This window comes from Mycobacterium sp. NGS29 (assembly GCF_059812965.1).
In genome coordinates this window covers 95,125-119,225 of record NZ_JCALDR010000018.1, presented here as the reverse complement: position 1 = coordinate 119,225, position 24,101 = coordinate 95,125, and the positions used below count along the sequence as shown (strand labels likewise).

Sequence of the window (24,101 nt, the reverse complement as noted above, 5' to 3'; positions counted from 1 at the left end):
GTCAGCGCTTGAGCCGGATCCGCCACCACACGATGCCCGAATAGACCACCGACAGCACGGCCAGCATCGCCATGTCGAACAGCCAGGCATCTTTGGTGTGCGCCCAGTGGCTGTCTTCGGGGCTGAGTGAACCGGGCACCAGCTCGCGCAGGTTCACCGTGGCCGCGGAGGCCGCATAACCCCAGCGCGCCGGGATCGCCCAGGACAGCTGGTCGAGGAAGATCCGGTTCGTCACCGGGATCATCCCGCCGGCCAGCACCAGCTGGAGCATCAGCGACACCACCAGCAGCGGCATGATCTGCTCGTTGGAGCGGGCCACCGACGAGAGCACCAGGCCGAGGATCGCCGAGGCCACGCAGGTCGCGGCGATGGTGGTGAACAGCTCGAAGCTGGGGTTACCCAGCACGAGGGCCTGCTGGGTGGGAGCCCCTTTGCCGACGATCACGATGAGGGTGGCGATGGCCGCCTGCAGCACCGCGAACACGGTGAAGACGGTCAGCTTGGCGCCCAGGTACGCCCAGGTGGACAAGCCGACCGCCTGTTCGCGTTTGAAGATCGCCCGTTCACCGATCAGGTCGCGGATGGTCAGCGCGGTGCCCATGAAGACGGCGGCGATGGAAAGCAACGTCAGGATCTGGGCAGCTTCGTCCGGGGTGTCACTGGTCGGTGCGGCCCGGCCGAACCCGGTGTTGCCCGGCACAGTCAGCGACAACCCGCCCAGGATGAACGGCAGCACCGCAAGGAAGATGAAGTACGCCCGGTCGGCGACCACCAGCCGAACCTGCCGGCGGGTGATCGTGGAGAACTGACGACGCGCGCTGGTGTGCGCCGGGGCACCGAGTTCGGCCGGTGCGGTCGCCTCCGCAGCCGGCAGCGGCTGATTCTGGGCCAGGAAGCGCCGATTGGCTTCGTCCGGGTCGGCGCCCACCTTGGCGAAAATGTGGGCCCAGTTCGTCGTCCCCATCACGTCGCCGATCTGGGCGGGCGGGCCCAGGTATGCCGTCTTGCCGCCCGGGGCCATCAGCAGCACCTGATCGCAGACGTCGAGGTAGGTCAACGAGTGCGTCACCACCAGCACCACCCGACCGGCGTCGGCGAGTTGCCGCAGCATCGTCATCACCTGCAGGTCCAGGGCGGGGTCCAGACCCGAGGTCGGCTCGTCCAGGATCAGCAGCGACGGTCCGGTGAGCAGCTCGAGCGCCACCGAGGCGCGCTTGCGCTGTCCACCGGACAGGTTGTCCACGCGAGTGTCGGCGTGCTTGGTGAGCCCGAGCTCGTCGAGCACCTGCGCCACCACCTGGGCGCGGTCCTCTTTGCTGGTATCGGGCGGCAGGCGCAACTCCGCGGCGTAGCTGAGGGCCTGGTTGACCGTCAGCTGCCGGTGCACCACATCGTCCTGCGGGACCATGCCGATCCTGCTGCGCAACGACGCGTACTGAGTGTGAATGTTGTGACCTTCGAAGGTCACGGTGCCCGAGCTGGGCGTGGTGTAACCGGCGATCAACCGCGACAGGGTGCTCTTGCCGGCCCCCGAGCCGCCGATGATCGCGGTCAGCGTCCCCGGCCGCGCGGTCATCGCGACGTTCTCCAGCAGCCGCTTGCCGTCGATCGCGAACACGATGTCCCGGACTTCCAGACCACCGGTGCGGGTCGCGGCTTCGGTGCGGCGCACCAGGACACCGCCGGTCAGCACCAAGTCGACGTTGCCGATGGTGACGACGTCACCTTCGCTGAGGATCGCCGACCCGATCCTGATTCCGTTGACGAATGTCCCGTTGACGCTACTGTCGCGGATTTCAGTGCCCAGCGGCGTCTGGGACATGACTGCGTGATAGCGCGATGCCAGCACATCGGCGATGACGATGTCGTTGTCGGCTGCGCGGCCGATCCGGGCGGTTCCGCCGCCGGCTGCGGGGCGGCTGACCGGGGGACCCTGCGACACCGTGAGGGCCTCGGTCGGGTGGGCGGCCGGCGACTGCAGGACGGGTTGAGCCTGCTGGGTGGGTGGCTGCAGGGTGGGCTGAGCTTGCTGGGTGGGGGGCTGGGTGGCCGGCCCGCGCCGTTCGGGGGAGATGAGCGGAATGGCCGAGGTGCGTTGTGCGGCATCCCGCGGCGGCGTCTGACCGCCGGGTTGACGCATGGGCGGGGCTCCCGCGCCCACCGCGGCGGGATTGATCACGGCAAACCGCTCCGTCGGCGGCAGAACGCCGACGTTGCCGTGGTGGTGGCCGACCGCGAAGGTGACGCGGGGTCCATCCGGCCTGCCGAGGTTGAGCGCCTGGCCGTCCTGGATGTCGAGCGTCTGCATCCGGCGGCCGTTGGCGAAGAGCCCGTTCTGGGAGTTGTTGTCGATCGCGATCCAGCGGCCCTGGTCGAAACGCAGCACCAGGTGGGCGCGCGAGACGAGAGGGTGCGCCACCCGCAGATCGGCGCGCAGGTCACTGCCGACGATGACGTCCGATCCGGGCGCGAAGTCCCGGTGTGAACGCTCCGTGCGCACGGTCAGGACCGGTGATGAGGATGGCTGCATCAGCCTAGATTAGGGGTGCAATCCGCGTCAGCGGCGCTTTAGGCGAATTCTCCACCAGATGATGCTGCTGTAGATAATGCACAACACCGCGAGCATGCCCATGTCGAACAGCCACGCGCTGGGCGTGTGGTTCCAGTGCTGGTCCTTGGGGTCGGTCGGACCCGGGGTGAGCCGGTGGGTGTCGATGGTCGACGACGCCGCGGCGTACCCCCACCGGGCCGGGGTGGCCCAGGACAACTGGTCCAGGCCGGTGCGGTTGGTCACCCAGATCATCCCGCCGGAGAACACCAGCTGCGACATGATCGCGGTGACCAGCAGCGGCATGATCTGGTCCTGGGACTTCGCGATCGCCGACAGCGCCATACCGAGAATCGCCGAGGCCACACACGTGGCTGCGACGGTGACGAACAGTTCCAGCCGGACGTCGCCCAGCAACACCGCGTCCGATATCGGCTTCCCCCAGCCGATCACCGCGATCGTGGTGGCTATCGCCGCCTGCATGGTGGCGAAGGCGCAGAACACCACGATCTTGGCTGCCATGTAGGCGCCGGTGGACAGCCCGACGGCCTGTTCGCGTTTGAAGATGGGACGTTCCCCGACCAGGTCGCGGATGGTGAGCGCGGTCCCCATGAACACCGCCCCCACGTTGAGCATCACCAGGATCTGCCCGGGCTGATTCGGTGCGCTGCTGTAGGGGTCGGCCATGTCGAATCCGGTCTTGCCGCGGACCGTCAGGGTCAGCACGCCGATCAGGAACGGCAGCAATGCCAGGAACACGGTGTAACCACGGTCGGAGATGACCAGCCGAACCTGGCGACGCGCGATCGTGGAGAACTGACGGAAGCCGCTGTTATGCACCGGCTCGCCCAGGTCGGCGGCCGGGCTGGCCGGCGCCGGACCCGGTGGCTGTTGTCTGGCCTCCAGGAAACGGCGGTTGGCCTCGTCCGGGTCGGCGCCCACCTTGGTGAAGATGTCGGCCCAGTTGGTGGTGCCCATGGCCGCGCCGATCTGATCGGGCGTGCCCAGAAACGCGGTCTTGCCGCCCGGCGCCAGCAACAGGATCTGGTCGCAGACGTCGAGGTAGGACACCGAGTGAGTGACCACCAGCACCACGCGGCCCGCGTCGGCGAGCTGGCGCAGCATCATCATCACCTGCCGGTCGAGCGCCGGGTCCAGGCCCGAGGTCGGTTCGTCGAGAATCAGCAGGGACGGCCCGGTGAGCAACTCCAACGCCACCGAAGCACGCTTGCGCTGGCCGCCCGAGAGCTTGTCCACCCGGGTGTCGCCGTGCTTGGTCAACTCGAGTTCCTCGAGAACCTGGGCGACCACCTGGGCGCGGTCGGCTTTGCTGGTGTCGGGCGGCAACCGCAGCTCGGCGGCGTAGCCGAGCGCCTGGTTCACCGTCAGCTGGCGGTGCACCACGTCGTCCTGGGGGACCATGCCGACGCGGCTGCGCAGCGAGGCGTATTCGGCGTGGATGTCGTGGCCCTCGAAGGTGACATTGCCGGTGGTCGGGCTGGTGTAGCCGGCGATCAGCCGCGACAGCGTGGACTTGCCGGCACCGGAACCGCCGATGATCGCGGTCAGCGTGCCCGGCCGCGCGGTCAGCGAGATGTGGTCGAGCAGCTGCTTGCCGCCCTCGACGGTGAACGTGACGGAGTTGACCTCCAGGCCGCCGGTACGCGTGGCCGCGGCGGTGCGGCGCACCAGGGTGCCGCCGGCGAACACCAGGTCGACGTTGCCGATGGTGACCACGTCACCGTCGGTCAGGATGGCCGAACCGACCCGCACGCCGTTGACGAAGGTGCCGTTGACGCTGCTGTTGTCGCGGATCTCCGCGCCCAGCGGCGTCAGGGTCAGGAACGCGTGCTGACGGGAGGCCAGGACGTCCTGGATGACGATGTCGTTGTCGGTGGAACGTCCGATCGTGACGGACCCGGCCGGTTTCTCGTGCGAGCCGGTCCGGGTCATCAGGGCCTGGAACATCTTGGTCGCGATGTTGCCGCCCTCCGGCGGCTTGGCGCCGGCCGACGGGCCCGGGCGCAATGGCGGCCGCGACGGTCCCGGCGGTCCCGGCGGTCCCGGCGGGGCGAAGTTGGGCGACGACGACGGCGGGGCACTCGCCGGATAGCCGGGCGGGGCCCACGGCTGGCCGCTGCTGGGGTACATCGGTTGCCCCGGCGGCGGCCCACCCGGATGCGGCCGCAGCGGGGGTGGTCCGCCCCGGCTCGGTTGGCGTCCGCTGGGCGGCGCCGCGGGCGGGGGACCCGGTGGGGGCGGGGCCGGCCACGCCCCGGACGGGCCGGCGACGGCCGGGATACGCATCGATTCGGTCTGCGGGGGACGCCCGGCCGGCCCGTGGTGCCGCCCGACCTCGAAGACCAGCAGCGGTCCGTCCGGGTTGCCGATGTTGACGGCCTGACCGTCGTGGATGTCGACCATCGGCACCCGCCGGCCGTTGGCGTAGGTGCCGTTGAGCGAGTTGTTGTCGATCGCCAGCCAGCGGCCCTGGTCGAAGCGCAGCAACAGGTGCGCGCGCGAGATCAGCGGGTGGGTGATTCGCATGTCGGCGCGCAGATCGCGGCCGACCACCACGTCATGGCCTGCGGCGAACGTACGCTCCGAGCCGTCGTGGCGGACGGTCAGCGCTGGCGGGACGGGCGGAGACATTCAGACAACTTTAGCCGGTAGCCCCTCACTCAACGCCTGTCAGGCGCGCCGGTCACCACGCAGTGCGTCCGGGTGTAGATGGTCGGCATGCACTTGTTGCAGTGCGTGCACGCCGAATGCACCGCGGCGCCGTCAGCCGCGATGCGGTTGATCAGGTCCGGCTCGGCCAACAGCGCGCGTCCCATCGCGACGAAATCGAAACCCTCGGCCATCGCCAGATCCATGGTCTCGCGGTTGGTGATACCGCCCAGCAGGATCAGCGGCAACGTCAACTCGGCGCGGAACAGCTGGGCCTCGCGCAGCAGGTACGCCTCCCGGTACGGATATTCGCGCAGGAACTTCTTGCCCGTCAGCCGCATACCCCAGCGCAGCGGCGGCTTGAAGGCGCCGGCGAATTCCCGCAACGGCGCGTCGCCGCGGAACAGGTACATCGGGTTGACCAGCGAACTGCCGGCGGTGAGTTCGATCGCGTCCAGGCCGCCGTCTTCCTCCAGCCACTTGGCGGTGGTCAGCGCCTCTTCGTTGGAAATGCCGCCGCGCACCCCGTCGGACATGTTCAGCTTCGCGGTGACCGCTATCGGCCGCGGCCCCTGGTCGACGGCGCGACGCACGGCCAGCACCAGGCCGCGGGCCACCTTGGCCCGGTTGGCCAGCGAGCCGCCGAATTCGTCGGTGCGACGGTTGATCAGCGGCGACAGGAACGAACTGGCCAAGTAGTTGTGGCCGAGGTGTATCTCGACGGCGTCGAAGCCGGCTTCCACCGCGAACCGGGCGGCCCTGGCGTGGTCGGCCAGCACGTCGTCGATGTCGTCGGCGCTGGCCTTCTTCGCGAAGCGCATGCCGATCGGGTTGAAGAACCGCACCGGGGCCAGCGCGGGGGCCTTGTTCGAGCGGGCGTTGGCGACCGGGCCGGCGTGGCCGATCTGCGCGCTGACCGCCGCGCCTTCGGCGTGGATCGCGTCGGTGAGCCGCCGGAAGCCGGGCACCGCCTCTGGGCGCAGCCAGATCCCGTTGCCTTCGGTGCGTCCGCCCTGGGAGACCGCGCAGTAGGCGACGGTGGTCATGCCGACACCGCCGGCGGCCGGCAGGCGGTGGTACTCGATCAGGTCGTCGGTCACCAACGCGTCCGGGGTGCGCGCTTCGAAAGTCGCGGACTTGATGATGCGGTTGCGCAATGTGATCGGACCGAGCGTGGCCGGGCTGAGCACGTCTGGGGCAGCAGACGACATGAGAGGGACCATGCCAGACTGTCTGGCGTGGGCGCAATCACGCTGGACGGCAAGGCCACCCGGGACGAGATCTTCGTCGATCTGACCAAACGGGTGGCGGCTTTGAACGCTGCGGACCGCACCCTCGGATTGGGCACCATCCTGGTCGGCGACGACCCCGGCTCCCAGGCCTACGTGCGCGGCAAGCACGCCGACTGCGCCAAGGTGGGCATCACCTCGTTGCGCCGCGACCTGCCCGCCGACATCTCTGCCGAGACGCTCAACGACACCATCGACGAACTCAACGCCAACCCCGAGTGCACCGGCTACATCGTGCAGTTGCCGCTGCCCAAACACCTGAATGAAAACGCCGCACTCCAGCGCGTCGACCCGGACAAGGACGCCGACGGGCTGCACCCGACCAACCTGGGCCGGCTGGTGCTGAACGACCCCGCGCCGCTGCCGTGCACGCCGCGCGGCATCGTGCACCTGCTGCGCCGCTTCGACGTCGAGATCGCCGGCGCGCACGTGGTGGTGATCGGCCGCGGCGTGACGGTGGGCCGGCCGCTCGGACTGCTACTCACCCGTCGCTCGGAGAACGCCACAGTGACGTTGTGCCACACCGGAACTCGTGACCTGCCCGCGATCACGCGGCAGGCTGACATCATCGTCGCCGGCGTCGGGGTGCCGCACCTGCTGACCGCCGACATGGTGCGCCCCGGGGCCGCAGTCGTCGACGTGGGCGTCAGCCGGGTGGACGGCAAACTCACCGGTGACGTGCATCCCGACGTGTGGGAGGTGGCCGGTCACGTGTCGCCCAACCCGGGCGGGGTCGGTCCGCTGACCCGCGCCTTCCTGCTGACCAACGTCGTCGAGCTGGCCGAAGGGCTGGCCGGATAACGATGACGATCCGGACCATTCTGGGACGCGCGGTCCGCGCCCAGTGGCCGATTCTGCTCGTCGGACTGATCTTCCTGGTGGCGTTCGTACTGGCCGGGGCGAACTTCTGGCGCCGCGGCGCGTTGCTGATCGGCATCGGTGTCGGGGTGGCCGCGGCGCTGCGGCTGGCCCTGCCCGAGGAGCGGGCCGGCCTGCTGGTGGTGCGCAGCCGGGGGACCGATCTGCTGACCACGGCGTCGGTGGCTGCCGCGATGGTCTACGTCGCGTGGACCATCGATCCGCTGGGCACCGGCTAGCTACATCCCGGGCAGGCCCGCGGGCAGCCCCGGGATGCCCGCCATGCCCGGGATCTGCTGCAGTGCGCCCGGCATCCGGCCGCTGGCGATGTCGGCCATCGCCGAGGGGCAGTACATCTGGATCGCGATCGTGGTGAACATGCTGGCCATCTCGGGCGACATACCGTTGCTGCCCCGGACCCGCGTCGCGGCCGCGGCGAAGTTCCCGCCCGGCTGGGCCAGCATCGGGCAGACGGACTGTCCCAGCGCTTCGGTGTCCATCGGATCGCCGATGTTGACGCCGGCGTTGGACAGGGCGGAGATGAACGCGTCGTCGACGGGACTCGCCTCGGCGGGGGCGGCGAACGCCGCGGCCGCGGTGAGCAGCCCGGCGGTTCCGGCCAGTAGCCGGACGGTCAGTGGTTGGTGGCGCCATGGCATCATGTCGGCTCCCGATAGTTGGAGAGCACCCAGGCGGCACTCAGTGACTCTACGAACCTTCGTCTACGGCGGTCTCGTTCAGGACACGAAGGTGTAAAGGTTTGGCCCGCCCGGCGTTTCGGGTGCGCTACGACACGATCGCGTCACGCTGTGCCGCGACACGTTGGCAGGCAATGGGTTTGGCCGGGTCGGCGATCGACAATGCGACTCATGATCTCGCGGCAGGCCTTTCTACGGGGCGCAGTCGGAGCATTGGCCAGCTCGGCGTTGTTCCCGGCGGTGCGGGCCTGGGCTGAGCCGACCGGTGCGTGGAGCAGCCTGGCGTCCGCCATCAGCGGCAAGGTGTTGCTGCCCTCCGACGCCGGTTTCGCCGGCGGCAAGCAGGTGTTCAACTCGCTGTACAACGGTTCCAGTCCGGCGGCGGTGGTGCTGGTCACCTCGCCGGCGGACGTCCAGAAAGCGGTCGCGTTCGCGGCGGCCAACAGACTCAAGATCGCTCCCCGCGGTGGTGGCCATTCCTATACCGGCGCGTCCAGCGCGACCGGGGCCATGGTCCTCGACCTGCGCGGCCTGACCGGCGGGGTCAACGTCGACAACGGTGCTGGCACCGTGACCGTGCCGGCCGCAACCCAGCTCTACGCGATCAACCAGGCCCTGGCCGGTGGTGGCCGTGCGATACCGACCGGAAGTTGCCCCACCGTCGGGGTGGCTGGTCTGACGCTAGGCGGCGGCATGGGGGCGGACTCCCGGCATGCGGGCCTGGCCTGCGATGCCTTGCGGTCGGCGACGGTGGTGTTGCCCAGCGGTCAAACGGTCGCCGCGTCCGAGCAGGAGAACCCGGAGCTGTTCTGGGCGCTGCGCGGCGGTGGCGGCGGCAACTTCGGGGTGACCACCTCGCTGACCTTCACCACATTCCCCACCGCCGACTCCGACGTGGTGCGGGTCGATTTCGCGCCGTCGGCCGGCGCGCAGGTGCTCACCGGATGGCAGACCTGGCTCGGGTCGGCGGACCGGAACACCTGGGGTCTGGTCGACCTCTCGGTCAACGGCACCCAGGGCGCCTGCCACGTGCTGGCCACCTGCCCGGCCGGTACCGGACCGGCAGTGGCCGAGGCGATCAAAGCCGCGGTCGGAGTGGCGCCCACCGCCACCGAACACAAGACGCTCGGGCGCATGGAACTGGTGACCTACCTGGCCGGTGGCAGCGCGACGAGTTCGCCACGCGGATTCGTGGCCGGCTCCGACGTGATCGGCACCCTCGATTCGGCGGCGGCGCAGGCGATCGTGGGTGCACTCGGGAAGTGGCCGCCCGAGGGTGGCCGGGCCTCGGTGATCGTCGACACGCTGTCTGGCGCGGTCGGTGACGTGGACACGGCGGCAACGGCTTTCCCGTGGCGACGCGCCGCTGCCGTCGCGCAGTGGTATGTCGAAACCGGCAGTGGGTCGACGTCGACAGCCAGTACCTGGGTGGCGACCGCGCATCAGACGGTGAAGCAGTATTCGGTCGGCGGCTACGTCAACTATCTGGAAGCCAACACCCAGGCGGCGCGATATTTCGGGACGAACCTGGCGCGGCTGAGTGCCGTTCGGCAACAGTACGACCCCGGCCAGCTGATGTACTCCGGGCTCAGTTTCTGAATTCGCCTGCTACGCTTCTGAACTCACCAGCTGCCGAGTGTGCCGTCTGCGACACGACACGCCGCGGGTGAGTCGTGGAATGCACAGTCGACGGGGACGGGGCTAGGGCGGTCAGCCCAGCGTCGCCCGTACGCAGACGGTGACGTAGGGCAGCGCTAAGCCCGCCGACCCGGCCAGTGCCGGGTGGGTGGCCAGCAGCTGACGGACCCGGTCCAACGTCTTGGACCGCACCTCGGTCGGCGAGGTGATGCAGTAGGTGCGGGATGCCACCAGATCGATAAGTGCCTGGGGCGTAAGGTAACTGGTCCATTCCACCTGGTGACGTTGCACGTCGGTGAACGGCTCGGGCAGGGTCACCAGGTCGTTCACCGGGTCGGCGTCGCGTCCGATGATGTCGCCCAGTTCACGCACCCAGCCCATCCGGTCGTCGCGGGTGTTCCACACCAAGCCCAGCCGGCCGCCCGGCTTCAACACCCGCGCCACCTCCGGGACGGCCCGGGCCGGGTCGACCCAGTGCCACGCCTGCGCTACCAGCACGGCGTCAACGCTGTTGTCCTCCAACGGGATCTCTTCGGCGGTACCCAACAGCGCCACCGTCTCCGGCAGCGATGCGGTGAGCACTTCCAGCATCTCGGGAACCGGGTCGACCGCCACCACATCCAAGCCGCGTTCGACCAGCCGGGTGGTCAGCTTCCCCGTCCCCGCTCCGAGGTCGAGAACCTTGCGTGCCCCGGCCGGCAGCAGCCAGTCGATCGCCTCCGGCGGATAGGTGGGGCGGCCCCGCTCGTAGGCGGCCGCTGCTGAGCCGAACGACAGGGAGCGGTTGCGTCTGGATCGGGTCACCGCGAACACGCGCCTTGCGCCAAAGCCAATGTCTCCCGGATCAATTCGCCGACAGCTTCGGTCTCGACCAGGAACCCGTCGTGTCCGCAGACGGAGCTGACCACCCGGACGTCGGTGCAACCCGGCAACAGCTCGGCGAGCTCGTCCTGTAACCGCAACGGGTAGAGCCGGTCGGTGGTGATGCCGCCCACCACCACCGGGACCGGGCAACTGGTCAACGCCGCATGCACCCCGCCACGACCGCGTCCGACGTCGTGGCTGTTCAGCGACTCGGTCAGGATCACATAGCTGCCGGCGTCGAACCGGGCCAGCAGCTTTTCGCCCTGATACTCCAGGTAACTCTGGACCGCGAACCGGCCGCCGGCCGCCGGATCCTCCCCGGGCTGGGGGTCGTTGCGGAACCTGGTGTCGAGTTCGATCTCGCCCCGGTAGGTCAGGTGGGCGATCCGGCGCGCGATGTTCAGACCGTCCTCGGGTGCGCGCCCGGTCTCGTAGTAGTCGCCACCCTGCCAGTTGGGGTCGGCCTTGATGGCTGCGATCTGGGTGGACTGGGTGCCGATCTGGTCGCCCGTCGCCCGGGCCCCCACCGCGAGCAGCAGTCCCGCCCGCACCCGGTCGGGGTGGCCGACGATCCATTCCAGCGCACGGGCACCGCCCATGGACCCGCCAACGACGGCGGCCACCTGAGTTATTCCCAGCGCGGCCAGCGCGGCGATGTCTGCTTCCACCTGGTCGCGCACCGTGATGAGCGGAAACCTGGAGCCGTAGGGCTTGCCGTCGCGGGCCAGCGAACTCGGGCCGGTCGAGCCCCGGCAGCCGCCCAGCACGTTGGTCGAAACCGCGCACCAGCGATCGGTGTCGATCGGAGCACCCGGCCCGGCGACGCCGTCCCACCAGCCGGGGGTCGGGTGGCCGGGGCCGGCGGGGCCGGTGATGTGCGAATCGCCGGTGAGCGCGTGCAGCACCATCACCACGTTGTCCCGCTCCGGCGACAACTCGCCCCAGCGCTGTATCGCGATGTGCACGTCGTCCAGCACGCCGCCACGTTCCAGCGGCAGCGAACCGATGCCGACGACGCCGATTTCACCTTCGGTGGGCAGCGTCTGGGTGGGCACGTCGGAGATCGTCATGTACAAGTCCCTCAGAATGCCGCCACGGTCTGCGGGTCGCTACCGTTGGCCGCGGATACCCCGGCCGCCGCGAAACCAAGCTCCAGATCGGCCAGGATGTCGTCGATGCCCTCGATGCCGACAGCCAGTCGCACCAGGCCCGGGGTGACGCCGGTGGCCAGCTGCTCGGTGGGACTGAGCTGGGCGTGCGTGGTGGAGGCGGGATGGATCACCAGCGAGCGCACGTCGCCGATATTGGCGACGTGGCTGTGCAGCTGCAGCGCATCGACGAACGCCTTGCCGGCCGCCACGCCGCCGGCCAGCTCGAAGGCCAGTACCGCCCCGGTTCCTCTGGGCGCCAACTTCTTTCCCAGCTCGAACCACGGCGAACTGGGCAGCCCCGCGTAGTTGACCGAGATCACGTCGTCGCGGGCTTCGAGGAACTCCGCGACCCGCTGGGCGTTGGCGACGTGTCGCTCCATCCGCAGGCTCAGCGTCTCGATGCCCTGCGCCACCAGGAACGCGTTGAACGGCGACGCCGCCGAGCCGAGGTCGCGCAGCAGTTGCACGCGGGCCTTGAGCGCGTAGGCCGGCGGACCCAGTTCGGCGAACACCACACCGTGGTAGCTGGGGTCCGGGGTGGTGAAGCCGGGGAAGCGGCCCTGCGTCCAGTCGAAGGTGCCGCCGTCCACAATCACCCCGGCGATCGCGGAGCCGTGGCCACCCAGGTATTTGGTGGCCGAATGCAGCACGATGTCGGCGCCGTGAGCGAGCGGCTGAACCAGATACGGCGTGGCCACGGTGTTGTCCACGATTAGCGGCACCCCGTTGCGGTGCGCCACCTCGGCGACCCCGGGGATGTTCAGCACGTCGATCTGTGGGTTGGAGATGGTCTCGCCGAAGAACGCCTTGGTGTTGTCCCGGACGGCGGCCTGCCAGGAGTCCAAGTCGTCGGGATCCTGGACAAAACTGACCTCGATGCCCAGCTTGGCCAGCGAGTAGTGGAAAAGGTTGTAGGTTCCGCCGTACAGCCTGGGGCTGGACACGATGTGGTCGCCGGCGCCGGCCAGGTTCAGGATCGCGAACGTTTCGGCGGCCTGCCCGGAGGACAGGAACAGCGCGGCCACCCCGCCCTCGAGTGCGGCGATGCGCTGCTCGACGACGTCGGTGGTGGGGTTGCCGATGCGGGTGTAGATGTTGCCGGGCTCGGCCAGGCCGAACAAGGCGGCCGCATGCGCGACGTTGTTGAAGGTGTACGAGGTGGTCTGGTAAATCGGCAGCGCCCGGGCGTTGGTGGCGGGATCGGGGTGCTGGCCGGCGTGCACCTGTTTGGTTTCGAACGACCAGTGCGCGGTCGGGTCTGCGGTGCTGTCGGTGGTCACGAGAATGCTTCCCCTGTCTGGCTCAGGGGCCCGTTCGTGGCGGACCCGCGCTTGCCGGATAGCCAGTTGTGGCTACTCAACCTGGTCATCACCCGGGGCACCCCACCGCGGTTGGAGGGTTGCCGGCCAGCAAGCCGGGGCTTGACGCTGGCGCTCATGACCGACTCGCAGCTTAACGCATGGCGGCGATGCGCTGCCAATTCCGCAGCACGGCGGGGCGGGACCGGCTAGCTGGCCGGCGGCTCGGCGACGCGGGAGGACTGCACGCACTCGTCGAGGAAGTCCAGGATGACCTCGGTGACCCGACCGGGCGCCTCGAACATGGGCACGTGACCGACGCCTTCCAGCTTGGTGAAGCGGTGGTCGTCGGGCAGGTTGTTGCGGAAATGCCGGCTGAACCGGGGCGACGGGACGATCCGGTCCTTCGTGCAGATCACCAGGTGCGCCGGCACGGCGTTCTCAGCGAGTTCCTGCAGGCCAGGCATCAGGAGCGCCTTCACCAGCAGCTGGAAGTAGGCCGGGCAGTGCGCGACGTCGTCGATGACGACGCTCAACTCGCGCTCGCTGACGCCGTCCGGAGACGCGCTCAGCGCGTACGTGGACAGGTGGCGGCTGAACGGGATGTGCAAGGCCTTCGGCCCGAGCAGCCACGCGACCACCAACAGCGGGATGCCGAGGATGAATTTGCCGATCACCTCGAACTTGGCCGGACTCCACCGCGTCCAGCCCCCGGCCGGTGCGATGCCCATGACGCTGCGCGCCCGCCCGCGGCGTTCCAGCTCGAAGGCCACCCAGCCGCCCAGCGAATTGCCGACGATGTGGGCGGTGTCCCAGCCGAGTTCGTCCATCTGCTTCTCGACGTGATCGGCCAGGACCTCAGAGGACAAGAAGTAGGTGCCGGCCCGCGGGCCGCCGTTGTGGCCGGCCATGGTCGGCGCGAACACCTCGTAGCGGCCGGTCTCGGCGATCTGCTGCGCGACGACCTCCCACACCGCCTGGGACATCAAAAACGGGTGCAACAGCAGGACCGGCTCGCCCGAACCCAGGTGGATCGGGTCGCGGGTGGCATCCGCCTCGGACGCGCCTTTGAGGAAGCGTGGCATGAATCCGACAGTAAATGCGATACCGCTGGTATCGCAAGCGGATCCGGTCGGCTCGAGGTTCACCGGGGGTGGTGTCGTCGCCGGTGGTGACTGACGCCGCTCAGAGTGCGCAATGTCCGTGAAAAGATCGAAGGCATCATGAGCACCCCCAGCGGATCCCGCCGCATTTTCTCCGGCGTCCAGCCCACGTCCGACTCGCTGCACCTCGGCAACGCACTGGGCGCGGTCGCCCAGTGGGTCGGTCTGCAGGACGACCACGACGCGTTCTTCTGCGTGGTGGACCTGCACGCCATCACCATCCCGCAGGACCCCGCGGCCTTGCGGCGCCGCACCCTGGTCACCGCCGCGCAGTATCTGGCGCTGGGCATCGACCCCCAACGCGCCACCATCTTCGTGCAGAGTCACGTCCCCGCACACAGCCAATTGGCGTGGGTGCTGGGCTGCTTCACCGGCTTCGGCCAGGCCTCACGGATGACCCAGTTCAAGGACAAGTCGACCAAGCAGGGCGCCGAGTCCACCACCGTCGGCCTGTTCACCTACCCGGTGCTGCAGGCTGCCGACGTGCTGGCCTACGACACCGATCTGGTGCCCGTCGGGGAGGACCAGCGCCAGCACCTGGAACTCGCCCGCGATATCGCGCAGCGGTTCAACAGCCGCTTCCCGGACACCTTCGTGGTTCCCGACGTCTTCGTCCCCAAAATCACCGCCAAGATCTACGACCTGCAAGACCCCACCTCCAAGATGAGCAAGTCGGCGTCCACCGATGCCGGCCTGATCAGCCTGCTCGACGACCCGGGCAGATCCGCCAAGAAGATTCGTTCCGCGGTGACCGACAGCGAGCGGGAAATCCGCTACGACCCGGTAACCAAACCGGGGGTGTCGAACCTGCTCAGCATTCAATCGGCAGTCACCGGACGCGGTATCGAGGCGCTCGTCGAGGGATACTTCGGCCGCGGGTACGGCGACCTGAAGAAGGACACCGCCGAAGCCGTCGTCGAATACGTCCGTCCGATCAAGGCGCGGGTCGAGGAACTGACCGCCGATCTCGCCGAGTTGGAAGCGACGCTGGCGACCGGTGCGCAGCGCGCCAACGAAGTCGCCAGCAAAACCGTGCAGCGGGTCTACGATCGGTTAGGTTTCCTACCGCTAAAGGAATAGGTAGTCGATGGACGAGCAGCCTGAGCCAGGATTTCTGGATCGGCTGCGGGCCAGGCTGCCCTGGCTGCCCCACATGATCAAGGCGTACCAGCGCTTCGCCAAGCAGAAGGGCACCTTCTTCGCCGCGGGCCTCACCTACTACACGATCTTTGCGCTATTCCCGCTGCTGATGGTCGCTTTCGCGGTGGCCGGCTATACGTTGAAGCGCCAGCCGCAGCTGCTGAACAGCTTGGACGACAAGATCAGGCAGGCAGTGTCGGGGGAACTGGGACAGCAGATGGTCGAACTGATGAACTCGGCCATCGACGCGCGCGCATCGGTCGGAGTGATCGGGTTGCTGACCGCGCTGTGGGCGGGTCTGGGCTGGATGTGGCACCTGCGGGAAGCGTTGAGCGAGATGTGGGAGCAGCAGGTCGATCCGGACGGTTTTGTGCGCACCAAACTCTCGGATCTGCTCGCGATGCTGGGCACCTTCCTGGTGCTCACGGTCACCGTGGCGCTGAGCGCGCTGGGCCAGACGGGACCGATGAACGCGGTGCTCAAATGGCTTCACATCCCGGACTTTTCGATCTTCGACGAGATCTTCCGCGGCGTCTCGCTGTTGGTGGCGTTGCTGGTGTCGTGGCTGCTGTTCACCTGGATGATCGCCCGGCTGCCGCGGTTGCCGGGCAGCTTCGTCACCTCGATGCGGGCCGGGTTGATGGCTGCCGTCGGATTCGAACTGTTCAAGCAACTCGGATCGATCTACCTGCAGACCGTGGTGCGCAGCCCGGCCGGGGCGACGTTCGGGCCGGTACTGGGACTGATGGTGTTCGCGTTCGTCACCTGGTCGTTGCTGTTGTTCGCCACCGCCTGGGCCGCGACCGCCTCCGACGACGAGCGCGAAACACATGTGGATCCGCCCGCGCCCGCGATCATCCGGCCGCGGATACAGGTTGAAGAAGGTCTGAGCGCGCGCCAGACGCTGGCCGCACTGGGAGCGGGAGCCATTGGGGCACTGACCTTTTCGCGGCTGTTCCGCCGACGTCGCTAGCCGACCAGCTTGAGTCCGACGATGCAGGCGACGACGCCGGCAATCAGGCCCAACTTGATCAGCGAGGCGGACTCGTCACCGCTGAGCATCGCGTACCCCACGGTGAGCACCGCACCGATGCCGACCCAAACGGCGTAGCTGGTGCCGGTGGGCAGGCTGCGCATGGCAACGGCCAGCCCGGTCATCGAGAACAGCAGGGCCGCAGCGAAAATAAGCGACGGACCCAGGCGGGTGAATCCCTCAGACTTGTTCAACGCGGTCGCCCACACCGCTTCGAGCACTCCCGACACCACCAAGACGAGCCAAGCCATCGCGCACCTCCGCAGCGCCGTCTTTGCTGGCCGGGTACGGTGCCCCTCGTCCGGATGATTGACCTATTTGATGTTAGCAAACGGGGGCGGGGCGCTGCCGCCATACGCCGGCCAGCATGATCCCGGTGACTTGCGAATCATGATCCAGCACAACAAGATCAGCGTTGAGTTGCGGCCGGATCGACCCCACCTGACTCAGTCCCAGGGCCCGGGCCGGGGTCGTCGAGGTGGTGTGCACCGCGGCGGCCAGCCCTGAGGTGGTTGCCACCGCCCGGAAGAGCCGGTCCATGGTGGCGGTACTGCCGGCGATGGTGGCGGTGCCGCGCACCCGCGCCACTCCGCCGGCGACCACGACCGGCACCGATCCCAGCGCGAACTCGCCGTCAGCGCAGCCGGCCGCGGCTGTCGCATCGGTCACCAGAGCCACCCGGTTGGCGCCCGCGGCTGCGATCACCGCCGCCACCAGATCGGGATGCACGTGCACGCCGTCGGCGATCAGCTCCACCGTCACCCGGGGATCCTGCAGCAACGCCAGGACGGGTCCGGGATCTCGGTGACCCAGCGGTGGCATCGCGTTGAACAGGTGGGTGCCCACGGTGGCACCGAGCCCGATTGCCCGTCGGGTCTGCTCGTAGGTGGCATCCGTATGGCCAACGGCAACAACGATATTTGCGTCGAGGAAGCGCCGGATCGCGGCGTCGCCGCCCGGGAGTTCGGGGGCCAGCGTGACCATTCGGATGGTGCCGTCAGCGGCCTCGAGCACGGCGTCGATCTCGGCGGGATCCGGCGGGCGGATCTGGGTGGGGTCATGCGCGCCGCACCGCGCCACACTCAGCCACGGCCCCTCCAGATGGATACCGGCGATGGCGCCCGAGCGCGTCAGCCCGGCCAGGGTGCGGACCGACGTCAGCAGCTCCGCGGGTGCGGCGGTGACCAGACTGGCCAGCGTGGTCGTGGTGCCGTGGCTGCGGTGAAAATCCACCGCCGCGCTGTCGGCCGCGGTGAACGCGGCGCCGCCACCGCCGTGCACATGCATGTCGATAAAACCCGGCACCACAACCGAATCCGGCAGGTCGATGTCGGCAGCCGCCGGCGGTGTACCGGTCCCGCACGCCGCGATGCGCGCTCCGCCGATCTGCACCCAACCGGGCCGGCACACTCCTTCGTCGGCGACCACGGTCCCGGCGCTGATCAGTGTCACGGCCAGTCCTCAGCCGGCCAGCGACCACCGTTCTCCCAGAAGTACCGGATCTCCTCGAGATCACGGCCTCTGGTTTCCGGTGCGTATCGGTGCACGACGACCAGAGCGAGCACCGCGAAGGTACCGAACGTCGCGAAAACCGTTGCGCCGCCGAGCAGATTCAGCATCGTCAGGAAGAAGGCGGCGATCAGGGCGTTGGCCATCAGGTTGGCGGTCAGCATCACGCTCGACCCCATCGACCGCAGCGGCGCCGGAAAGCTCTCGCCGGCGAATACCCAGACCAGCGAACCGAATCCGAAGTTGAACCCGACGGTGAACAACAGCACCCCGCCGAAACCGAGCAGCAGCGCAAGACTGTTCTCGTGGCCGATGTCCTTGGGATAGAACGCGACCAGCACCGTGTCGGCGACGATCATCAGCGCGATACCGGACAGCAGGATCGGCCGCCGGCCCACCCGGTCGACGAGGGCGAGCGATACACACACCGCCGCCAGCGCTGCGACCTGCACCATCGCCGGCAGCGCCAGCTTGCCGAAATTGCCCTGAAAGCCCATGTCTTCGAACAACTTCGGGCTGTAATAGACGATCGCGTTGATGCCGGTGATCTGTACCAGGAAGCCGAGGGCGACCACGAACAGGGTGGCCCGCAGGTACGGTCGCCGCAGCATCTCGCCGATGGTGCCGCGCCCGGCCTGCACGGCTGTTTCGATCTCGGTCAACTCCGTCTCGACGGTCTCGGCGGGCTCGATGCGCAGCAACGCGCGGCGCGCCTCGTCGGCGCGGCCCTGCAGCAGGTACCACCGCGCGGTGTCGGGCATCCGCAGCAGTAACGGCAGCAGCAGCACGGCTGGCACGCTGGCCAGACCCAGCATCCAGCGCCACGCCTGGGTGCCGGCCAGCAGGTAGCCGGTCAGGTAACCGAGGATGATGCCGCTGAGCGTGGCGAATTGGTAGGCGGTCAGCAGCCGTCCGCGCACCGCGGCCGGCGCCGACTCGGCCACGTAGACCGGCACCACCACCACCGACACCCCGATGGTGACCCCCAGCAGGAACCGCGCCACCAGCAACGTCGGCAGCGACACCGCCGCCGCACCCAGCAGTGCGAACGCCGCGTACCCGATCAGGATCGCCACCATGGACTTCTGGCGGCCGATCCGGTCGGCCAGCACGCCGCCACCCAGGGCCCCGGCGATCTGGCCGATCACGACCATGGTCGTCACCAGTCCCTGTTGCGGGATGGTGAGGCCGAACTCGTCGGGCAGGAACAGCAACGCGCCCGCGATGCTGGACAGGTCGTAGCCGTAGATCACCCCGACGCTGGCGGCGGTCAGGCCGACCAGCAATCCCCGCCGTCGAGCGCTCAGACCTTTACCTTTGCTCGCAGGATCTTGATCACTTCGGCGGGGTTCTCGGGGGTGATGCAGGCGCGAACCCAGCGGCCCGTTCGCAGCATCAACACGGTGGACTTGCGGCCCCGGTGGATGTCGAGGGGAAACCAGTAACGGGGGTCGACGGTGCCCCAGATGCGCCCCTTGCCCGACGCCCAGCCCATCTTCTTGGACTTGATGCTGGTGATGTCGGCGTACTCGATCCGCTTGTCATTGGCGAACGGGAAGTAGTAGCGGCGGACGGTGATCCCGTCCTCGTCCAGCGCGAGGCCGGAGTCCTCGTAGAGGGCGGTCATTGCGGTGAGTCTAGTGCTGCGTTCGGCGGTTCATCGAGCGCGCGACCAGGATCAATCCGAACACGACGACGGCACCGATCACCGCCACCCCGACCCGGATCGGCAATGCGTCGGCGGGGGACATCAGGCCGGCGGCCTGGGTGTTGTCCGGGGCCCGGCTGGCGGGGTTGTTGTTCGGGGTCGCCAGCGACGGGTCGGGTTCCACCAGCGAACCCACCTGCGTGCCCTGGGCGGTGCTGAAGCCGTAGTCCAGCAGGTGGGCGGCCTGCTCCCACGGCGCAATGGGCTGCCGGGTGCCGTGCAGCAGGATCGCCATCAGCCGTCGGCCGTTGTGGTTGGCCGCGCCGACGAAGGTCTGGCCGGCGTCGTCGGTGTAGCCGGTCTTGCCGCCCATCGCGCCGGGGTAGTGGTAGAGCAGTTGATTGTCGTTTTCCAGCTCGTAGCCGGGGTGGTCGCCGTGTCCGGGGAAGTTGAAGGTCCGGGTGGCGACGATGTCGGCGAAGATCGGGTTGCGGTAGGCGTACCGGTAGAACAGGCCGATGTCGTAGGCCGAGGTGCTCATGCCCGGGCCGTCCAGTCCGGACGGGGTGGCGACGCGGGTGTCGTGACCACCCAGCTTCGTCGCCAGCACATTGAGCTTGTCGAGGGCGGCCTGCATGCCGCCGAGTTGCATGGCCAGCGCGTGCGCGGCGTCGTTACCCGAATGCATCAACAGCCCGTGCAGCAGTTGGTTGATGGTGTAGGTGCCGCCGGCGTCGACGCCTACCTTGGTGCCCTCGGCGGCCGCGTCGTCGTCGGTGCCGGGGACGGCCTTGTTCTGGTTGAACGCGTTGATGGACGCCATCGCGACCAGCACCTTGATGATGCTGGCGGGGCGGTGTCGCCCATGCGGATCCCGGGCGGCGATCACCGCACCGCTGTCGATGTCGGCGATCAGCCAGGCCTCGGCGGAAATGTCGCCGGGTACCGGCGGGGTGTCGGGGGCCGCGACGATGCCGCAGCCGGCCAGTGCGTTGCCGCCGATGGGAGTGGGGGGCAGCGACAGCGGCAGCGGCGGGTCACCGGCGCGCGGCACCTCGGAGGAGTCGACCGCGGGTGGGGTGTTGATCTTGTACGGGCAGGTAGCCGCGCCCGGGTTCACCTCGGCGCTGGGTTCGGCCTGCGCGACCGGCAACGCCAGCGCGCCTGAGGCCGCGAAAAGCGCTGCGGCCAGACACGACGCTGCACGTACAGAGGTCCGGTAGAAGGGCATCGGTGAGCAGACTAAGTGATCGGCAGCGGGAAGGCAGGTTGCCGCGCTGTGACGGCTGGGGCGGAAGTTATCAGGCGGGCTGTTGAGGGCGCGGTTGCTGCGGGTGGTTGTCACGCTGGTGGGACGTTGGGCGTTGAGTGCCACTCCAGCGTGACGCTCGGCGGGGTGAGGTGGTTTGTGGGGTGGGCTATCGCCGGGGGTCGTCACGCTGGTGGGAGTCGTCACGCTGGTGGGACGTTGGGCGTTGAGTGCCACTCCTGCGTGACGTTCGGCGGGGTGGGGAGGCGCGGTGGGGTGGGGTGGTTTGTAGGGGTGGGCTATCGCCGGGGGTCGTCACGCTGGTGGGACGTTGGGTGTCGAGTGCCACTCCTGCGTGACGCTCGGCGGGGTGGGGAGCTGCGCGGTGGGGTGGGGAGTTGCGCGGCGGGGTGGGGAGCTGCGCGGCGGGGTGGGGTGGTCCGGGGCGCGGGGAGGAGAGCCGCTCGGCGAGGGCGGGGGCGTCAAGGAGCGAGCACGTTTGACACTGTCGGAAATCTATATGACACTGTCATCACCATGACCTTGCTCACCTTGCCCGAATTCGCCGCCGCGGCCGCCGCAGCCGTGCAGGCCTCCGGCGCTGCGCCGGAGAACCGGCAGGCCAAGGCGGTTCCGGCGGAGCGGATGGTGCGCTACTACACCGCCCGGGGTCTGCTACCGCGCCCCGGCAACCGGGGCCGCGCCCTGACCTACGGCCGGACCCACCTGATTCGCCTGGTGGCCATCAAGCGGCTGCAGGGCAAGGGCCTGTCGCTGGACGAGATCGCCACCCGACTGGAGACCATGCCGGCCGCGGACGTGGAGGCCCTGGCCGCGATACCACCCGCCGCGATACCGGCCGGTCTCGGCGACCCCGAGCCCACCCCGGAACCCGCCCGGGCGGCCGGGCCGTTCTGGCGGACCGTGCCTGAGCCGGTGGCCGATGCACCGGCCGTCACCAGGCTGCAGGCCGTCCGCCTGTCCGACACTGTCACCTTGCTGGTCGACGGCCCGGTGCCCCCACTCGATGCGCTGCGCCGCGCCGCGGCGCCATTGCTGGATCTGCTCGCCACCCCAGGAAAGGACTCTCAATGAGTGCTCAGTTGTTGCCCCTGCTGCCCGTCCAGCCCGCCCGGCCGGCCGAGGCCGGGCGGCCGACCTGCGGTCAATTGAGCGCAGCGGACGGACGAGTCCTGCCGCTGAAGGCGATCAGCGTGAACACCGCCATCGTGGGCATGACCGCGACGTCGACCGTGCGGCAGCGGTTCGTCAACCCCGGCGACACCACCATCGAGGCGACCTATGTGTTCCCGCTGCCGGCCCGCGCGGGCGTGACGGACTTCGCCGCCGACCTCGCTGGGCGGCGGGTGATCGGGGTGCTCAAGGAGCGGGGTGCGGCGCGGGTCGACTACGAGCAGGCCCTGGCTGCGGGTCAGCGTGCCGCGATCGTCGAGGAGGACCGCTCCGACGTGTTCTCGGTGCGGGTCGGCAACATCGGGCCCGGCGAGGAAGCGGCCATCGAGATGCGGCTGACCGGCCCGCTGTCGTTCGAGGACGGCGAGGCCACCTTCCGCTTCCCCCTGGTGGTCGCGCCGCGATACACCAAAGGCGACGCGCTCCCCGGCGATCAGACCGGCCCGGGGGAGGCCGCCGACACCGACCTGGTTCCCGACGCGTCCCGGGTCACCCCGCCCCGCCTGCTCGACTCCGACGAGCGCCCGGAGCTGAAGATCTCGCTGAGCGTGGACGGTGCCGGGCTCGTGGTGTCCGATCTGCGGTCCAGCCTGCCGACGGCACGCGGCGACGACGGGCGGTGGCGCGTCGAAGCGGGTGCGCGCGCCGACCGCGACTTCGTGCTGCGGTTCCGGGTCGACCGCAGCGAGCTGTCGTCGTCGGCGCTGCTGGTGCCCGATCCGGTGGGCGACGAAGGCACCTGGTCGGTGACACTCGTGCCTCCTGTTGAGACATCCAGTGCGCCAAGGGATGTGGTGGTGTTGCTGGACCGCTCGGGCTCGATGCACGGCTGGAAGATGATCGCCGCCCGCCGCGCCGCGGGCCGGATCGTGGACATGCTCGACGCCGGAGACCGGTTCTGTGTGCTGGCGTTCGACGACCGGATCGACGCTCCTCCGCAGCTGCCGGGCGACCTGGTCGAAGCCGACGACCGCAACCGGTTCGCCGCGGCGTCGTGGCTGGGTTCGCTGGACAGCGGCGGCGGGACGGTGATGGACGAACCGCTGGTCAAAGCGGCCGACATGCTGGCCGCGTCCGGCGCGGGCCGGCAGGCCAGCGTCGTACTCGTCACCGACGGCCAGATCAGCGGCGAAGACCACCTGTTGCGCCGGTTGGCACCGGCGGTGGGGGAGACGCGTATCTACTGCGTGGGCATCGACCGCGCCGTCAACGCCGGCTTCCTGGACCGGTTGGCAAAGTTGGGCAACGGACGATCGGAGTTGGTCGAATCCGAGGAACGCCTCGACGAAGCGATGGCCCGATTGGCCCGCACCATCGGCCGCCCCGCGCTGACCGGGCTGCGGGTGAGCGCCGCGGGCGTGCAGCTCCTCGACGGGACGGTCACGCCCGGTCGTGCTCCCGACGCGTTCGCCGGGGTGCCCTGCGTGATCTCCGGGCGGTACCGGGGTCTGACCGAGGCCGAGTTCCGGGTGGACGCCGACGGCTTCACGACCGCCCTGCCCGGCCGTGTCGCGCCGGAAGCTGTTGCAGTACAGACGATTTGGGCACGTTCGTTGGTACGTGACCTGGAGGACGAGTACGCCGCATACCGCGCTGACGACGACCTGGCCGCGCAAATCGTCGCGCATTCCATCCGGTTCGGGGTGCTGTCGCGGTTCACCGCCTTCGTGGCGATCGACCCCCAGCAGACCGATGCCGGGCCGCTGACCGAGGTGATCCAGCCCGTCGAGGAGCCCTCGGGGTGGGCGACGAACGTCGGGTTCGCCCCGGTCGCTCGCGTCTATGCCGGCGTGCCAGCGGGTGCCCCGATGCCCGTGCTGGCCGCCGCGCCGATGGCTGCTCCCGCACCGAAACGCCGCGCACCGCGGCGGTCGCTGGACAACTTGCTCAAACAGGTGGAGAAGGGCACCCAGGTTCGGCGTTCGGGACTCGAGGCGGTGCTGGCCGAACTCGAGCAGCACCGCGACGCCACGACGGAACCCGACCTGCGCGCGGCGCTGGTGCAGTTGTGCAATGCCCTGGCGCGCTTTCTGAAGAGCCGGAAACAAGCGCAGTCGGGGGAGGTGGTGGTGGCACTGGAGGCGGTCAAACGGCTGCTCGGCGACACAGACCGCGGGCGGCGCCGCACCATGCGCAGATTCTGGGAATGAA

20 protein-coding genes and 2 riboswitches are annotated in these 24,101 nt (G+C 69.0%); of the genes, 7 read left to right on the top strand and 13 right to left on the bottom strand.

What is annotated here, in order from left to right; translation table 11 throughout:
• Nucleotide 1: 1 nt before the first annotated feature.
• The 3 genes from AC5Y5Z_RS21310 to AC5Y5Z_RS21300 are packed head-to-tail and all read right to left on the bottom strand — an operon-like array spanning nt 2 to nt 6,429.
• Nucleotides 2-2,530, bottom strand: coding sequence for an ATP-binding cassette domain-containing protein (locus AC5Y5Z_RS21310; RefSeq protein WP_499927362.1), 2,529 nt, complete (start codon nt 2,528-2,530; stop codon nt 2-4).
• 27 nt (nt 2,531-2,557) lie between these two features.
• Nucleotides 2,558-5,200 carry an FHA domain-containing protein gene (locus tag AC5Y5Z_RS21305; RefSeq protein ID WP_499927360.1) on the bottom strand — a complete coding sequence of 881 codons (2,643 nt, stop codon included), beginning with the start codon at nt 5,198-5,200 and terminating at the stop codon, nt 2,558-2,560.
• 29 nt (nt 5,201-5,229) lie between these two features.
• The gene (locus AC5Y5Z_RS21300) at nt 5,230-6,429 is read right to left on the bottom strand and encodes an NADH:flavin oxidoreductase (RefSeq protein WP_463825947.1); all 1,200 of its coding nucleotides are present in this window, start codon (nt 6,427-6,429) and stop codon (nt 5,230-5,232) included.
• Between the two features lie 27 nt (nt 6,430-6,456).
• Between AC5Y5Z_RS21300 and AC5Y5Z_RS21295 the strand changes: the two genes are divergently transcribed.
• Together AC5Y5Z_RS21295 and AC5Y5Z_RS21290 are read left to right on the top strand one after the other, a co-directional pair.
• Nucleotides 6,457-7,308, top strand: a complete 852-nt coding sequence (locus AC5Y5Z_RS21295) for a bifunctional methylenetetrahydrofolate dehydrogenase/methenyltetrahydrofolate cyclohydrolase (RefSeq protein WP_499927358.1) — start codon at nt 6,457-6,459, stop codon at nt 7,306-7,308.
• 2 nt (nt 7,309-7,310) lie between these two features.
• Nucleotides 7,311-7,604, top strand: coding sequence for a DUF3017 domain-containing protein (locus tag AC5Y5Z_RS21290; protein ID WP_463825949.1), 294 nt, complete (start codon nt 7,311-7,313; stop codon nt 7,602-7,604).
• Here AC5Y5Z_RS21290 and AC5Y5Z_RS21285 read toward each other — a convergent pair whose 3' ends face one another.
• Entirely contained in the window at nt 7,605-8,027 is a 423-nt protein-coding gene (locus AC5Y5Z_RS21285; RefSeq protein WP_463825950.1) for a DUF732 domain-containing protein, read from the bottom strand. It abuts the gene before it with no gap.
• 198 nt (nt 8,028-8,225) lie between these two features.
• On the opposite strand from AC5Y5Z_RS21285, the gene AC5Y5Z_RS21280 reads away from it, so the two are divergent.
• Nucleotides 8,226-9,662, top strand: coding sequence for an FAD-dependent oxidoreductase (locus AC5Y5Z_RS21280; RefSeq protein WP_499927355.1), 1,437 nt, complete (start codon nt 8,226-8,228; stop codon nt 9,660-9,662).
• 111 nt (nt 9,663-9,773) lie between these two features.
• Here the strand turns inward: AC5Y5Z_RS21280 and AC5Y5Z_RS21275 are convergent, their stop codons facing one another.
• The 4 genes from AC5Y5Z_RS21275 to ephH all read right to left on the bottom strand — a co-directional run bounded on the left by AC5Y5Z_RS21275 (nt 9,774) and on the right by ephH (nt 14,021).
• On the bottom strand, nt 9,774-10,505 hold the full coding sequence (locus AC5Y5Z_RS21275) for a class I SAM-dependent methyltransferase (RefSeq protein ID WP_463825952.1): 732 nt from the start codon (nt 10,503-10,505) through the stop codon (nt 9,774-9,776).
• Nucleotides 10,502-11,635: a homoserine O-acetyltransferase MetX gene (metX, locus tag AC5Y5Z_RS21270; RefSeq protein WP_473139747.1), complete on the bottom strand. Its 1,134-nt coding sequence runs from the start codon at nt 11,633-11,635 to the stop codon at nt 10,502-10,504. The genes AC5Y5Z_RS21275 and metX overlap by 4 nt, the downstream gene beginning before the upstream one ends.
• An 11-nt stretch (nt 11,636-11,646) precedes the next feature.
• On the bottom strand, nt 11,647-12,996 hold the full coding sequence (locus AC5Y5Z_RS21265; RefSeq protein WP_463825954.1) for a bifunctional o-acetylhomoserine/o-acetylserine sulfhydrylase: 1,350 nt from the start codon (nt 12,994-12,996) through the stop codon (nt 11,647-11,649).
• Nucleotides 12,997-13,038: 42 nt separating this feature from the next.
• Nucleotides 13,039-13,158, bottom strand: a riboswitch (SAM riboswitch).
• Between the two features lie 65 nt (nt 13,159-13,223).
• The gene (gene ephH / locus AC5Y5Z_RS21260) at nt 13,224-14,021 is read right to left on the bottom strand and encodes an epoxide hydrolase EphH (RefSeq protein WP_499927388.1); all 798 of its coding nucleotides are present in this window, start codon (nt 14,019-14,021) and stop codon (nt 13,224-13,226) included.
• A 216-nt stretch (nt 14,022-14,237) separates the two neighbouring features.
• Between ephH and trpS the strand changes: the two genes are divergently transcribed.
• Nucleotides 14,238-15,257: a tryptophan--tRNA ligase gene (gene trpS / locus AC5Y5Z_RS21255; protein WP_499927352.1), complete on the top strand. Its 1,020-nt coding sequence runs from the start codon at nt 14,238-14,240 to the stop codon at nt 15,255-15,257.
• A 7-nt stretch (nt 15,258-15,264) separates the two neighbouring features.
• On the top strand, nt 15,265-16,290 hold the full coding sequence (yhjD, locus tag AC5Y5Z_RS21250; protein ID WP_463825956.1) for an inner membrane protein YhjD: 1,026 nt from the start codon (nt 15,265-15,267) through the stop codon (nt 16,288-16,290).
• Here the strand turns inward: yhjD and AC5Y5Z_RS21245 are convergent.
• The 5 genes from AC5Y5Z_RS21245 to dacB1 all read right to left on the bottom strand — a co-directional run bounded on the left by AC5Y5Z_RS21245 (nt 16,287) and on the right by dacB1 (nt 20,738).
• Entirely contained in the window at nt 16,287-16,601 is a 315-nt protein-coding gene (locus AC5Y5Z_RS21245) for a DMT family transporter (RefSeq protein ID WP_463825957.1), read from the bottom strand. The two genes, yhjD and AC5Y5Z_RS21245, sit on opposite strands and share 4 nt — an antisense overlap.
• Nucleotides 16,602-16,612: 11 nt before the next feature.
• A riboswitch (guanidine-III (ykkC-III) riboswitch) is annotated at nt 16,613-16,670 on the bottom strand.
• A gap of 4 nt (nt 16,671-16,674) precedes the next feature.
• A complete protein-coding gene (gene nagA / locus AC5Y5Z_RS21240; protein WP_499927350.1) occupies nt 16,675-17,802 on the bottom strand; it encodes an N-acetylglucosamine-6-phosphate deacetylase in 1,128 nt (375 codons plus the stop codon).
• On the bottom strand, nt 17,799-19,166 hold the full coding sequence (locus AC5Y5Z_RS21235; protein WP_499927386.1) for a sugar porter family MFS transporter: 1,368 nt from the start codon (nt 19,164-19,166) through the stop codon (nt 17,799-17,801). Before AC5Y5Z_RS21235 ends, nagA begins: the two co-directional genes overlap by 4 nt.
• Nucleotides 19,163-19,486: a hypothetical protein gene (locus tag AC5Y5Z_RS21230; RefSeq protein ID WP_499927348.1), complete on the bottom strand. Its 324-nt coding sequence runs from the start codon at nt 19,484-19,486 to the stop codon at nt 19,163-19,165. The genes AC5Y5Z_RS21235 and AC5Y5Z_RS21230 overlap by 4 nt, the downstream gene beginning before the upstream one ends.
• 10 nt (nt 19,487-19,496) lie before the next feature.
• A complete protein-coding gene (gene dacB1, locus AC5Y5Z_RS21225; protein WP_499927346.1) occupies nt 19,497-20,738 on the bottom strand; it encodes a D-alanyl-D-alanine carboxypeptidase DacB1 in 1,242 nt (413 codons plus the stop codon).
• A 555-nt stretch (nt 20,739-21,293) separates the two neighbouring features.
• Between dacB1 and AC5Y5Z_RS21220 the strand changes: the two genes are divergently transcribed.
• Nucleotides 21,294-21,851: a MerR family transcriptional regulator gene (locus AC5Y5Z_RS21220; RefSeq protein ID WP_499927344.1), complete on the top strand. Its 558-nt coding sequence runs from the start codon at nt 21,294-21,296 to the stop codon at nt 21,849-21,851.
• Nucleotides 21,848-24,100: a VIT domain-containing protein gene (locus AC5Y5Z_RS21215; RefSeq protein WP_499927342.1), complete on the top strand. Its 2,253-nt coding sequence runs from the start codon at nt 21,848-21,850 to the stop codon at nt 24,098-24,100. Before AC5Y5Z_RS21220 ends, AC5Y5Z_RS21215 begins: the two co-directional genes overlap by 4 nt.
• Nucleotide 24,101: the final 1 nt, after the last annotated feature.

Excerpts from the sequence above, each read along its gene's own strand:
- AC5Y5Z_RS21310 (WP_499927362.1), bottom strand. The coding sequence starts at position 2,530 with ATGCAGCCATCCTCATCACCGGTCCTGACCGTGCGCACGGAGCGTTCA.
- AC5Y5Z_RS21305 (WP_499927360.1), bottom strand. The coding sequence starts at position 5,200 with ATGTCTCCGCCCGTCCCGCCAGCGCTGACCGTCCGCCACGACGGCTCG.
- AC5Y5Z_RS21300 (WP_463825947.1), bottom strand. The coding sequence starts at position 6,429 with ATGTCGTCTGCTGCCCCAGACGTGCTCAGCCCGGCCACGCTCGGTCCG.
- AC5Y5Z_RS21290 (WP_463825949.1), top strand. The coding sequence starts at position 7,311 with ATGACGATCCGGACCATTCTGGGACGCGCGGTCCGCGCCCAGTGGCCG.
- AC5Y5Z_RS21285 (WP_463825950.1), bottom strand. The coding sequence starts at position 8,027 with ATGATGCCATGGCGCCACCAACCACTGACCGTCCGGCTACTGGCCGGA.
- AC5Y5Z_RS21280 (WP_499927355.1), top strand. The coding sequence starts at position 8,226 with ATGCGACTCATGATCTCGCGGCAGGCCTTTCTACGGGGCGCAGTCGGA.
- metX (WP_473139747.1), bottom strand. The coding sequence starts at position 11,635 with ATGACGATCTCCGACGTGCCCACCCAGACGCTGCCCACCGAAGGTGAA.
- trpS (WP_499927352.1), top strand. The coding sequence starts at position 14,238 with ATGAGCACCCCCAGCGGATCCCGCCGCATTTTCTCCGGCGTCCAGCCC.
- yhjD (WP_463825956.1), top strand. The coding sequence starts at position 15,265 with ATGGACGAGCAGCCTGAGCCAGGATTTCTGGATCGGCTGCGGGCCAGG.
- AC5Y5Z_RS21245 (WP_463825957.1), bottom strand. The coding sequence starts at position 16,601 with ATGGCTTGGCTCGTCTTGGTGGTGTCGGGAGTGCTCGAAGCGGTGTGG.
- AC5Y5Z_RS21230 (WP_499927348.1), bottom strand. The coding sequence starts at position 19,486 with ATGACCGCCCTCTACGAGGACTCCGGCCTCGCGCTGGACGAGGACGGG.
- dacB1 (WP_499927346.1), bottom strand. The coding sequence starts at position 20,738 with ATGCCCTTCTACCGGACCTCTGTACGTGCAGCGTCGTGTCTGGCCGCA.
- AC5Y5Z_RS21220 (WP_499927344.1), top strand. The coding sequence starts at position 21,294 with ATGACCTTGCTCACCTTGCCCGAATTCGCCGCCGCGGCCGCCGCAGCC.
- AC5Y5Z_RS21215 (WP_499927342.1), top strand. The coding sequence starts at position 21,848 with ATGAGTGCTCAGTTGTTGCCCCTGCTGCCCGTCCAGCCCGCCCGGCCG.